Below are 12,605 nucleotides of genomic sequence, written 5' to 3' on the forward strand. Positions count from 1 at the left end.
GTCCTTTTGGACGTATTACAGAATCGCTAAATGGCTTCTTATTAAGTTAAGAAAATATAAACGCGCTGATCACTTATTTTTGGAGAAATAATGAAATCGATGATTTTACCCAAAGAATCACAAGGCCATCAGCTGCATAGCCTTTTAGAATATCCAATTACTCCACCCAATGCGGATGGTTCGGTAGTGGAGATAGCTGAAGGTTTGTTGTGGTTACGTATGCCTATGCCGATGTCGTTGGATCATATAAATCTTTATTTACTCGAAGATAACGACGGTTGGTATATTCTCGATACCGGGCTTAATAATGACACAACACGGCAATTATGGTTAACGGTAATAGAACAGCATTGCAACAAAAAAGTAATTAAAGGCGTTATTTGTACGCATTTTCATTATGACCATAGCAGCCTAGCTAGTTGGTTAATGGCCACGTTTAATGTGCCGCTATATATGACTTTTGGTGAGTTTTACATGCTAAAAACGCTGAGTAATAACACCGCAGCACTAGGCAGTGACAACCAGTTAGATTTTTATCATAGTGCAGGTTTACCACGAGATGAGTTAGACGTGATCATTACTAGTTGCCGTAAAGATCCCTTTATAAAATTTAGCCCGCCGTCATTTAATCGTCTGCGTGAAGGGGATGTGCTCACCATAGGTAAGCGCCGTTGGCAAATAGTGATAGGGGAGGGGCATTCGCCAGAGCATGCATGCCTTTATTGTGAAGCCGACAAGCTACTGCTAGCTGGCGATCAGTTATTGCCCAATATTAGTTCAAATATTTTAGTGTCTGAGTTAGAGCCGCAAGGTCAGCCATTAAAAAACTGGCTACGTTCGCTTGAAAAACTACAAACGCTCGACCCACAAACCTTAGTATTACCTGCCCATGGCCCAGTATTTCGCCACATGCATTTACGAGTACAACAGTTGATTGATCATCATTTTGAGCAGTTAGATATATTAAGAGCATTTGCACTGCAAGCTCCTGAATTTAATGCCTATCAGGCAATGAAGCATTTATTTAAACGCGCTCTTTCACCCATAGAAAGTATGATGGCATTGGGCGAAACCTTAGCGCACCTAAATTGGTTAGAAAGTAATGATGAATTATTTTGTCAGCGTAAAACTGATTCAGGCATTAATAGTTACTTACTCACGGACAAAAAATTAGCAGCTGGGAATACATTATGAGTTTATTTAATTTAGTCACTGCCACTAAATCACAATTAATGGCACCTGGCGCACCATTTGAAATCACTAATAAGCAAATCAATGGTCAAAGTTATCAGGTGTATTGCAACGCGCCGCTTAATTTAGCGCAAGTGATTAATGATGCAAGGCGCACTGATGAGCAATCATTTTTGGTTTATCAGGGAGAGCACTGCAGCTATAAACAGTTTTTTCAACACGTTGATAATGTTGCCAGTTACTTGCAGCAACATGGCATAAAGCAAGGGGATCGTGTTGCTATTGCAATGCGTAACCGACCTGAGTGGGTTATTGCTTTTTGCGCGATAGCATTGATAGGTGCAGTACCTGCACCACTCAACAGTTTTGGGATGCAGCAAGAGCTAATAACTGCACTTAATGGTATTACGCCTAAATTATTAATTTGTGATGGCCCAAGATGGCAGCGAATTAGCCAAAGTAATGAGTGGTTAACCGATACCTTAGTATTAAACGATACAGCATTAGATTTATCGCAATCTGCTGCTGCAATAGACTTTACAGAGGCGCTTAATTATTCAGCGCACAGCATTGAACCACCCACAATAACAGCGACCGATGCGGCTTTAGTACTGTTTACCTCAGGTGCGACCAGCGTGGCTAAAGCGGTTGAGTCGAGCCATATTGCAGTGTGCCAAGCACTTTATAATATTGACTTTATTGGTGCAATATCGGCAATGACCTCACCTAAAGCATTAGCGCTAATTATGGAAAAAGGACTGGTGCCTACTATTTTAACCGCGGTGCCGTTATTTCATGTAAGTGGTTTACATGCCCAGTTATTGTCGGCATTACGTGGCGGGCGGCGCTTAGTGTTTACCCATAAGTGGGATCCGCTAGAGGCAATTGAACTGATCAAAAAAGAGCAAGTAACACAATTTAATGGTGCGCCATCTATGGTGATGCAGTTATTACGAGAGCCGAGTTTTCATAGTGCAGAAGTTATGGCCTCGTTTAGTGGCTTAGGTTTTGGCGGCGCAGGACTACCAGCCAGCTTAATTGATAAAACGCTGTCTAGCCTACCTGAGCAAATGATAGGAATTGGCTTTGGTATGACCGAAACCAATGGCGTGGGCGCAGCAGCGTCTGGCGATTTATTTCGCCATGCACCCAAAAGCTCTGGGCTTATTTCGCCCATTATGGAAGTACGTATTTGCGCAGCAGATGGGCAGTCGTTACCTAGCAATAGCGTGGGCGAAGTATGTATGCGCGGTATTACTTTAATGGATCAGTATGTTGGCGACTTAACAGCAACTCAAGATGCAATACGCTCTGGGTGGTTACATACCGGCGACTTGGGCTATATAGACGACGCAGGCTTTTTGTTTATTGTTGACCGTATTAAAGATGTGATTAACCGCGCGGGGGAAAATATTCCCGCAGCCGAAGTAGAGTCGTGTTTGCTTGAACACCCTGCGGTAGCCGAAGTAGCAGTGTTTGGTATTCCAGATGAAGAAACCGGTGAGGCCGTTATTGCTGTTGTTTGCCCATTAGAAGGCGAGTTTATTGAAGAGCAGCAATTGCTCGCACATGTAGCACAACGACTGGCTAAATATAAAGTACCGCAGAAAATTCATCTTATGGAAGATAAATTACCGCGTAATCCAGCCGGTAAAATTTTAAGAAACAAATTAAAAACAAAACTTTATCAATAAATGTTAATCGCCGTTAAAAAAGCCAATAAAGCGCAGATTAGTCATTAGTGAATAAAAATAATTGAACAGGAGAAGGTAGATGACCACAGCCAATGATGTTGAAAAAAATTACGATGTAATTGTTGTCGGTTCGGGAGCGGGTGCAATGACTGCAGCACTGTTTGCCGCCGATCAGGGTAACTCAGTACTTATTGTTGAAAAAACCGATAAATACGGAGGCACCTCTGCAATATCTGGAGGTGGTATTTGGATCCCAAATAACGATGAATTTCGTGCACTTGGCGGCAAAGACAGCTATGAAGCAGCACTCACTTATATTAAAGCGGCCAGCCAAGGCAGTGTTGATGAGACGCGTATTCGTGCCTATTTAGATAATGCACCAAAAATGCTGCGCGAGCTGCAAGCTAATAGCCGCGTTAAATTTGCGGTTGCCGATAAGTACCCCGATTACTATCAACACCTTGAAGGCTCATTACCGGGTGGGCGTAGTATGGATCCAGAGCTATACGATACCACAGGGCTGGGCAATGAAATGGATAACCAACAGCCTGCTGCCGGTAATGCATTACTGATGGGGAAAATGTCGTGGACTGCGCGCCAAGCACATAAAGCAGTGTCGAAGGAGCGCGGCTGGATGCTGATGATAATTGGTTTAATGCTACGTTATAAATTGGACTTTAAGCAGCGTAAAAAAGGACGCCGCGATCGCAGAGCAGGGTTAGGCGCGAGTTTAGTGGCATCACTGCGCCACTCGTTATGCGATCGTAATATTCCATTATGGCGCGGTACAGAGTTTACCGACTTTGTTATTAATAACGACAAAGTGACTGGTATTAAAGTGCTACGCGATGGCCAAGAACTTACATTAAATGCGCGTTATGGCGTAATAATGGGCAGTGGTGGCTTTGAGCAAAATCAAGCATTACGTGAAAAATATTTACCGGCACCGTCACAACAAAGCTGGAGTGCAACACCTAAAGGCGGTAACACAGGCGCGGCATTAGAAGCGGGGCAAAAACTAGGCGCAGCCACCGATTTACTTGATTGGTGCTGGTGGACACCTACCTTAAATGTACCTAAAGAGCGCAACGCTCGTGGTTTATTTGCCGAGCGAGCCTTTCCTGGTGCTATTGTTGTTGATGGTGCAGGGCAACGGTTTTTTAACGAAGCAGCGCCTTATTTAGAATTTGGTGATGCTATGTATCGTAATCATCAAAAAATGGGTAATTCTATTCCTGCTTGGGTGGTTTTTGATGGCCATTTTCGCCATGAATACGCTATGGGACCACTGATGCCTGGCAAAATTATGCCAGATAGCAGAGCGCCCAAAGCCTGGTTAGGCTCGGTTTATTTTAAAGCCGATAGCTTAGCAGAGCTGGCAAAACTAGTTAATATTGATGCTGATGGATTAGCACAAACAGTACAAAAGATGAACCACTACGCAGCAACGGGTGTAGATGAAGACTTTGACCGTGGCGGTAATGTGTTTGACCGTTATTACGGCGACACCAAAGTAAAACCTAATCCTTGTTTAGCACCGCTAACAAAAGGCCCTTATTACGCATTAAAAATTCATCCGGGCGATATTGGCACTAAAGGTGGCTTGCTTACTAATGAGTATGCCCAAGTGGTGCGCCCATCGGGTGAGCCCATTGCAGGACTTTATGCCATAGGTAATAGTTCCTCCTCAGTTATGGGCACAAGTTACCCAGGCGCGGGTGCAACAATTGGCCCAGCTATGACCTTTGGTTACGTTGCGGCTAATCACATTACAGCTAACCGCGGCGCAGAAGCCAATGACTAGAGAATTGCATATGACGATCAATAATTCATTAGACCCTGGCATTAGCAGCGAAGTGGATAGTATTCCTAAATTAGTGTTTGCTGCTGCAAAGCGCCATGGACAACTTATTGCCATTGAAGATGGCGAAGCAAAAATAACCTATCAAGACTTACCTACTGAGAGTTTAAATGTTAGCCGTGCACTTATTGCTTTTGGAATAAAACCGGGCGATCGCGTGGCTATTTGGGGAGCAAACTCTGGGCGCTGGGTGCTTGCCGCGATTGGTTTGCAAATGGCCGGAGCAGTGTTAGTACCTATCAATACCCGTATGAAAGCAGTTGAAGCGGCTGAAATTATTAATCGCAGTGGCGCAAAGTTAGTGTTTAGTGTTGGTGACTTTTTAAAAAGTGACTACCCCGGCGAATTGGCAAAATTATTCACTCCACAGCAACTGTCGATTGTAACCTTAACCCCACGTAAAGGGGAGCCACTTGATATTTGTTGTGATTGGCAAAGCTTTTTAGCCAGAAAAGACAGCATAGATGAGCGCAGTGCCCGTGAAATTGCCTTAGGGGTTGGTGCAGATAATCTGTCTGATCTTATGTTTACCTCTGGCACTACAGGCAAACCCAAAGGTGTTATGAGCCGCCATGGGGCAATAATTAAAGCGTTTAGCGTATTTGTAAAAACCTTAGGCATAGTACCTGGCGATCGCTATTTAGTGGTTAATCCGTTTTTTCATGCCTTTGGTTATAAAGCCGGATGGGTAAGTTGTTTATTAGCAGGCGCGACTATTTTACCACAAGCAGTGTTTGACGCCGATGATGTACTTGCCCGAATTAGCCAAGATAAAATAACCGTATTACCTGGGCCACCAACACTTTATTTATCATTGCTTGCTCATCCACAGTTGGCAAGCGCTAACTTAAGTAGCCTGCGCATAGCCGTTACTGGCGCTGCAACTATTCCGCCTATTTTAATAGAGCGAATGCGTGATTTATTAGGTTTTAAAGTGGTAACCACAGCCTATGGATTAACTGAGTGCGGTGGTTTAGCAAGTATTTGTGGCATTGATACCGACGTTGCCACCATCGCCAGTACCAGTGGCCGTGCAATTGAAGGCACCGAAATAGCAATAATGTCTGAGCAGGGTGAAATACTCGGTGCTAATGAAACTGGCGAAATTTGTATTCGTGGTTTTCATGTAATGAAAGGGTATTTTGAGCAACCACAAGCAACCGCCGAAACCATAGATAAAGACAATTGGCTGCACACCGGCGATGTTGGGCATTTAGATAAAAATGGCTATTTAAGCATTACCGACAGACTAAAAGATATGTACATTTCGGGCGGATTTAATTGTTATCCGGCAGAAATAGAGGCAGTACTTATTGAGCACAGCGCTATTGCACAAGTTGCAGTGGTAGGAATTAAAGATGAGCGCATGGGAGAAGTTGGCTGTGCATTTATTACTTTAAAATCATCAGCAGAACTTGATGAGGCAACGTTAATGACTTGGTGTCGTGAGCGCATGGCAAATTATCGAGTACCCAGAAAAATCAAAATAATTGACGCAATGCCAGTAAATGCTTCTAACAAAGTAGTTAAAGCAGAACTGATAAAGCATTTTTTGCAACAGTAAAATTTTAGAAGGAGCAAACATTTGGAATTTTCATTTACCGAAGAGCAGAAAATGATCCGCGATACTGCGCAAGCCTTCTTAGCTGAAGTATCGTCATCGAATGCAATACGCAGCGCAATGGACACTGAGCAAGGCTTTGATCCACAAATATGGCAACGTATTTGCGAAGAAATGTACTGGCAGGCAATTCATATACCGGAAGAATATGGCGGCATGGGACTAGGCTATGTAGATTTGGTGGTTATGCTGGAGCAAATGGGACGTTATTTATTATGTTCGCCGTTTTTTTCAACCGTGTGTTTAGCCAGTAATGCCTTAATAGTTGCCGGCACTGATGAGCAAAAGCAACAATATTTAACGCAAATATGTGAAGGTAGTTTAACCGCTACGCTTGCCTATACCAGTAAAAATGGCCAGTGGGACGCAACAGCAGTGCAAGGCATTGTAACTGCACAGGGCGATGATTATGTACTTAATGGCACATATCGTTATGTACTAGATGGCCACACGGCGCAATTATTAATAGTTGCCGCACGTAGTGAAGGCAGTGAGGGCGAGCAAGGAATAAGTTTATTTGCAATAGACTCAGACACCCCTGGAGTAAAGCGCACTTGGTTGCCAACTATGGATCAAACACGTAAACAGGCAGAAATAGTGTTTGATAATGTGCGAGTGAGCAGCAGCCAATTAATGGGCGAGGAAAATAATGCTTGGCCACAGCTAAATAAAGTATTGCAACTAGCTGCTATAGCCATTGCAGCAGAGCAAGTAGGTGGCTCGCAACAAGTATTAGATTTAACTGTAGAGTACACCAAAGAGCGAGTGCAGTTTGGTAGGCCTATAGCGGGTTTTCAAGCAGTTAAACACCAAGCGGCAGATATGATGCTGCGTACCGAGGTGGCGCGCTCAGCCGTTTATTACGCTGCGTGCGTAGCAGAGGAGGCGCTCAGTGGTGGTTTGTTGGCCGATGAGTTAGGCGAAGCAGCCAGCGTAGCTAAGTCGTATTGCTCAGAAGGCTACTTTAAAAATGCCGGAGATGCGCTGCAACTTCATGGTGGAGTAGGGTTTACCTGGGAATATGACGTGCACTTATATTTTAAACGAGCCAAGTCGTCTGAGTTATTTTTAGGTGATGCAGCTTATCATCGTGAACACGTCGCAACATTGTTATTAGATTAAACGGCTGCTAAAAAAGGTAAAACAGATGAAATTAAGTTTTAGTGATGAAGACGAAAAATTTCGCGCCGAAGTGGCACTTTGGCTCTTTGAGAATTTAGTGGGTGAATTTGAGCAGCTTAAATTTCGCGGTGGCCCAGGGGATGAACACATGTTTCCTCTGGAGCGTAAAAAGTGGGAACAAAAGCTCGCGCAAGGAGGTTGGACCTGCATTGGTTGGCCTAAAGAATATGGTGGCCGAGGGTGCTCTATTGAGCAGCAAGTTATTTTTAATGAAGAATATGCTCGCGCCGGTGCGCCGGGTCGTGTTGGGCATATAGGTGAAGGGCTTGCTGGGCCAACGTTAATTGCCTTTGGTAGTGAAGCGCAAAAACAAAAATACTTGCCAGGCATTGCAGCCGGAACCGCACTTTGGTGCCAAGGTTATTCTGAGCCTGGTGCAGGCTCAGACTTAGCTAATGTTAATACCAAGGCACATTTTGACGAAGCCAAAGGTAAGTGGATTATTAGCGGGCAAAAAGTGTGGACATCGCTTGCGCATGAATCTGACTATATTTTTGTTATAGCGCGTACTAACCCAAATTCTAGCGCTCACAAAGGGCTAGGTTTTTTCTTAATGAAAATGGATCAGCCAGGTATTGAAGTGCGTGGCATAAGGCAACTTACCGGCACCTCTGAGTTTAATGAGGTATTTTTTGATCAAGCCGAATGTGATGCCGACGATATTGTAGGGCAACCAGGTGAAGGCTGGGCTATTGCTATGGGTTTACTTAATTTTGAGCGTGGCGTGTCGACCTTAGGTCAGCAAATGCAGTTTCAAAATGAGCTTAATCAAATTATTGATATAGCCAAAGCCAATGGTAAAAGCCAAAATCCAACTATTCGCCAACGCATTGCTGACGCTCATATAGGGCTTAAAATAATGCGCTACAACAGTATGCGTATGCTCTCAGATACAGGTGATGGCGGCTTACAAAAAGAAGCGCTGATCTATAAGTTATTTTGGGCAACATGGCACCGTGATTTAGGCGAACTGGCAATGGATGTACTTGGCCCCGAAGCCGAAATACTAGAGTCAGGCCCTTATACATTAACCCGTTTACAGGCTATGTATTTGTTTGTTCGCTCAGATACCATTTATGGTGGCACTAACGAAATACAACGTAACATTATTGCTGAACGTGGCTTAGGTATGCCCAAAGAGCCTAAAATAACCGCATAAAATAATTGTATTACTTAACCTGATGTAACGGATAAAAAATCGCTTAACCAGCACATCAGGTTACTTATTTTATTGCTCATTACGACTGGGCTGGTGGGGTTATTTTTAGCGAAGGCTGTGAGTTCAAAAATTAACTAAAGAGTAAGAAGGGCTGTAAAGCTAAGCCCGCTTAATCAGCGGGCTTTATTTGAATACAGTAAGGACGTTAAAAACTGCTGCGAGGCATAGGCATTGGCGCGTCGGTTAGTCCCCCATTAACACCAAAAATTTCACCAGTGATATAGCCCGCCGCCGGCGAGGCTAAAAATAGCGCACAAGCCGCTACATCTTCAGGCTGACCTAAGCGATTCATAGGTGTACGTTTAACAATAGCCTGCTCCATTTCATCATTCATTACGCCTTTAAGTGCTTCGGTAAGGGTTGAGCCTACGCTAATTGCATTAACGCGCACTTTAGGTGCAAAATCTTGCGCTAAATTAAGCGTCATAAAATTTAATGCCGCTTTGGCGATGCCGTAACTGATAAAGCCGGGCTGAGCTAACTGCCCAGCTACCGATGAAATATTAATAATACTGCCTTGGCCACTGGTATTTACCATGTGCGGGGCACTAATACGTGACAAATCAAACGCGGTAGCGGTATTGAGCTTAAAGCAATTTTCTAACTCTGCTGCGCTGCTGCTAAGTGTAGGCTTAATTGCGCCTGAGCCACCGACGTTATTGACTAAAATATCGAGTCGACCAAAATGCTCAATTGTTTTATCAACTAATGACTGTCGTTGTTGCTCATCAAGTACATCGCACGCAACGACTAAAGCGCGGCTGCCGCGTTGGCGTATTTGCGCTGCTGTTTGTTCAATATCTTCGATGGTTCTGGCAGTGACTACAATATCGGCACCCGCATCGGCTAATGCCAGTGCTATGGCAGCACCTATGCCACGCCCTGAGCCGGTAACAATAGCGACTTGGCCATCGAGGCGAAATCTATCGAGTATAGACATTAATATCTCCTTACTTAAATTAGACTAACATGTTGCTGTGCAAATTAAGGTTGCCTTACAGGCATACCTCAAATAAACCCGCAGCACCCATGCCACCGCCAATACACATGCTCACCACAACATATTTAACACCGCGACGCTTGCCTTCAATAAGGGCATGGCCCACCATACGCGCACCACTCATACCAAAGGGATGGCCAATGGCGATAGCGCCGCCATTAACGTTAAGTTTATTGTTATCAATACCTAGGTAGTCGCGCGAATAAATAAGCTGACACGCAAACGCTTCGTTAATTTCCCACAAACCAATATCATCAATTGATAAACCATGTTGTTTTAATAGCTTAGGAATAGCATACACAGGGCCAATACCCATTTCATCGGGCTCGCAACCTGCAACCGCCATACCACGAAACACACCCATTGGCGCTAAGCCTTTTTGCGCCGCTAATTGTGAGTCCATTACCACGCAGGCTGATGCGCCATCAGATAACTGACTTGCATTACCTGCTGTAATAAATTCACCTTGTGAAATAACGCGACCATCTTTCCACACCGGTTCTAAGCTTTGTAGGCTCTCAAGAGTTGTAGAAGGGCGGTTGCCTTCATCTTTAGCTAGTAATACGTCCTCAAAGGTCACTTCTTTGGTTTCGCGGTTAAATACTGATTTAGTAGATGCCATTGGCACAATTTCGTTATCAAACAGGTTGTTTTTTTGCGCCGCAGCTATACGCAGTTGCGACTGTAAGCTGTACTCATCTTGCGCTAAACGTGAAATGTTGTAGCGCTTAGCAACCACTTCTGCCGTTTCGATCATCTGCATATAGGCATGCTCTGAATGCGACAGTACTTTTTTTGAAATATTACGATAAGTATTTTTGTGTTTGTTTTGCACCATAGAAATAGATTCAACGCCACCGGCAACCACAATATCCATTGAACCAAGCATAATATTTTGCGCCGCAAAACCTATACTCATTAATCCAGACGAACACTGACGGTCAAGAGTCATACCCGGCACGCTATTAGGTAGGCCTGCAGCGGTCGCTGTTAAACGGCCCAAGTTATAGCCTTGAGTACCTTGCTGCGCTGCACAACCAATGATCACATCATCAACCTCAGCACCATCAATACCCGCGCGTTTAACGGCTTGCTCAACTGCATGACCTGATAATGCAGGCGCTTCGGTATCGTTAAAGGCACCACGAAAGGCTTTGCCCATAGGCGTTCTGGCGGTAGAAACTATAACTGCTTCGCGCATGATTATTCCTTTTTTATTTTGAAGTGCAAAGGCACTCTTACGGTTAAATTTTAGCTAGGTAATAATGCTGAGTTGCTGCAATAACACGTGTGTATTGGTTAAATTAGTCAGATTAATTGCAATTATTACCACGGGTGAAAATAGAGTTTTCCATATCTACATTAACCCTTATCGCGTCACTGTGAACATCGACCATTTGAGGTAGGCAATAACTAATTAGTAAAATAAAGAGAATTAGTAATTGGTTTGTACTGCTTATTAATTCGCTTATTGGGCGAGTTTAGCTTTAATAGTGATGAGTAAAGCAAGACAATATTTGCCGCGGATTTTAGAAAGGGAAACAGTTACAAACGGAATTAATTTTAATGAATTTACGTTGTGGTTCCTGCAATTTATTGAAAGTAGTTAGGGTATATTGACCGTTCATGGTTGAACCTTTTTCACTCTAGGGGGCTTTAATCGCGGTGCGAGATTTGTAACCTAGTATTCTCGGTAACTGTTTTTTCCTTATTCTACTAGCTTAAAACCAAGTAAAAATAAGTAAAAACGAGCAAAGCTTCCGCCGCTCACCTATACCCATGTAGATAAAAACAGTTCATCACCCTTGGCAAAACTACTCGATCAGCGTGTGTTTGGCATTTATACGTCGATATCACCTAGTTTGTGGGGAATAACGACATTACATAGGCTCTGTCTAACCTAAAAGCCAAGCAAATTGCTAAAAATTAAACCTTAGATGGTAAACAGGCTCTAATTAAAAAGAATTTTTTAAGTGGGAAAGTTGTTTTTTATTAATTAAACAGGCTAAAAAAACACATGAAATGAATGAAAAGTGAACGAGGTATTTAATTATGTTTAGCTAATAGAGTTTATAAAAGTTATTAGGATCAAATAAAGACAGTTTATTTTTTGTTTACCTAGTTTTACGTTGTTTATAAATTATAAACACATATTTTACACACAATTAAAACGGTTTTTAATTTATGGGTCGTTGAGGCTTGTGAATTGTTTAGTACGCATATTTATAAAAATTAAGTACTAATACTATTACATTTAATTGCAGGGTTGTTTGATAAGTAAGCAAATGAAAACTCACTAAACCGTTATTTTATCTTAAGATTAAATCGTCTTACCGAAGTTGCTCAAAGGAAATGGCAATAATGAAAAAATATCTAGGTTATTTATTATGTTGCTTTGCATGTAATGCATATAGCAACGATGAAGTAGCACTTACTTTAGTTGGGTACATTTCACCTAAATGTGAGTTCACGGCAGAAAATAAAAACTTAATTATTTCTTCAGATGGCTTCGCTAATACAGAGTTAGCAATTAATTGTAACTCACCTATGCGGGTATCTATGCTGTCAGAAAACGGTGGTTTGCGCCACCAGCAGGGTACTCACTTAAATGCTTATAACGTTAACTTGTCAATTGCAGATGCTAATCAAAGTATGTCTGTTTCGTCACAGACCCTAACAGTATCACAAACATTTAATGTTGATAAAATTTTATTTAACAGCGTAGCAAAACTACAGTTAGAGCTAGTAGACCCTTTAATTTATGCAGGAAATTACCAGGATGTTATTCGCATAGAAATGACGCCATCTGCAGTCTCTGGTGGCGTGCGGTAAACCAT

At 42.9% G+C, this 12,605-nt stretch carries 9 protein-coding genes; 7 read left to right on the forward strand and 2 right to left on the reverse strand.

The genetic code is table 11. The features are described 5' to 3' along the window. The first annotated feature begins 90 nt into the window (after positions 1–90). The 6 genes from I6E78_RS05420 (at position 91) to I6E78_RS05445 (ending at position 8,708) form a co-directional block, all read left to right on the forward strand. Positions 91–1,194, forward strand: a complete 1,104-nt coding sequence (locus I6E78_RS05420) for an MBL fold metallo-hydrolase (RefSeq protein WP_182677278.1) — start codon at positions 91–93, stop codon at positions 1,192–1,194. Next, positions 1,191–2,885, forward strand: a complete 1,695-nt coding sequence (locus tag I6E78_RS05425) for a class I adenylate-forming enzyme family protein (protein ID WP_182684182.1) — start codon at positions 1,191–1,193, stop codon at positions 2,883–2,885. The genes I6E78_RS05420 and I6E78_RS05425 overlap by 4 nt, the downstream gene beginning before the upstream one ends. 79 nt (positions 2,886–2,964) lie before the next feature. Then, positions 2,965–4,689, forward strand: coding sequence for an FAD-binding protein (locus I6E78_RS05430; protein ID WP_197182123.1), 1,725 nt, complete (start codon positions 2,965–2,967; stop codon positions 4,687–4,689). A gap of 10 nt (positions 4,690–4,699) precedes the next feature. Next, on the forward strand, positions 4,700–6,310 hold the full coding sequence (locus tag I6E78_RS05435) for a FadD3 family acyl-CoA ligase (protein WP_197182124.1): 1,611 nt from the start codon (positions 4,700–4,702) through the stop codon (positions 6,308–6,310). 21 nt (positions 6,311–6,331) lie between these two features. Beyond that, on the forward strand, positions 6,332–7,489 hold the full coding sequence (locus I6E78_RS05440; protein ID WP_089368585.1) for an acyl-CoA dehydrogenase family protein: 1,158 nt from the start codon (positions 6,332–6,334) through the stop codon (positions 7,487–7,489). 25 nt (positions 7,490–7,514) lie between these two features. Further along, positions 7,515–8,708 (forward strand): acyl-CoA dehydrogenase family protein, encoded by a 1,194-nt coding sequence (locus I6E78_RS05445; protein ID WP_011328787.1) that lies wholly within the window; start codon positions 7,515–7,517, stop codon positions 8,706–8,708. A 205-nt stretch (positions 8,709–8,913) separates the two neighbouring features. On the opposite strand, the gene I6E78_RS05450 is transcribed toward I6E78_RS05445, so the two are convergent. Both I6E78_RS05450 and I6E78_RS05455 read right to left on the reverse strand, forming a co-directional pair. Further along, entirely contained in the window at positions 8,914–9,708 is a 795-nt protein-coding gene (locus I6E78_RS05450) for an SDR family oxidoreductase (protein WP_011328786.1), read from the reverse strand. Between the two features lie 55 nt (positions 9,709–9,763). Then, complete coding sequence (locus I6E78_RS05455) at positions 9,764–10,969, reverse strand: acetyl-CoA C-acyltransferase (protein ID WP_011328785.1); 1,206 nt, start codon at positions 10,967–10,969, stop codon at positions 9,764–9,766. Between the two features lie 1,160 nt (positions 10,970–12,129). Here I6E78_RS05455 and I6E78_RS05460 point away from each other — a divergent pair. After that, positions 12,130–12,600 (forward strand): hypothetical protein, encoded by a 471-nt coding sequence (locus tag I6E78_RS05460; RefSeq protein ID WP_011328783.1) that lies wholly within the window; start codon positions 12,130–12,132, stop codon positions 12,598–12,600. Positions 12,601–12,605 lie beyond the last annotated feature (5 nt).

Source organism: Pseudoalteromonas sp. NZS127 (genome assembly GCF_015864805.1).
Taxonomy (GTDB): domain Bacteria; phylum Pseudomonadota; class Gammaproteobacteria; order Enterobacterales; family Alteromonadaceae; genus Pseudoalteromonas; species Pseudoalteromonas nigrifaciens.

Bases quoted from the DNA above. Each gene is read 5' to 3' on its own strand.
- I6E78_RS05430 (WP_197182123.1), top strand. From the start codon at position 2,965: ATGACCACAGCCAATGATGTTGAAAAAAATTACGATGTAATTGTTGTC.
- I6E78_RS05425 (WP_182684182.1), top strand. From the start codon at position 1,191: ATGAGTTTATTTAATTTAGTCACTGCCACTAAATCACAATTAATGGCA.
- I6E78_RS05450 (WP_011328786.1), bottom strand. From the start codon at position 9,708: ATGTCTATACTCGATAGATTTCGCCTCGATGGCCAAGTCGCTATTGTT.
- I6E78_RS05455 (WP_011328785.1), bottom strand. From the start codon at position 10,969: ATGCGCGAAGCAGTTATAGTTTCTACCGCCAGAACGCCTATGGGCAAA.
- I6E78_RS05445 (WP_011328787.1), top strand. From the start codon at position 7,515: ATGAAATTAAGTTTTAGTGATGAAGACGAAAAATTTCGCGCCGAAGTG.
- I6E78_RS05460 (WP_011328783.1), top strand. From the start codon at position 12,130: ATGAAAAAATATCTAGGTTATTTATTATGTTGCTTTGCATGTAATGCA.
- I6E78_RS05420 (WP_182677278.1), top strand. From the start codon at position 91: ATGAAATCGATGATTTTACCCAAAGAATCACAAGGCCATCAGCTGCAT.
- I6E78_RS05435 (WP_197182124.1), top strand. From the start codon at position 4,700: ATGACGATCAATAATTCATTAGACCCTGGCATTAGCAGCGAAGTGGAT.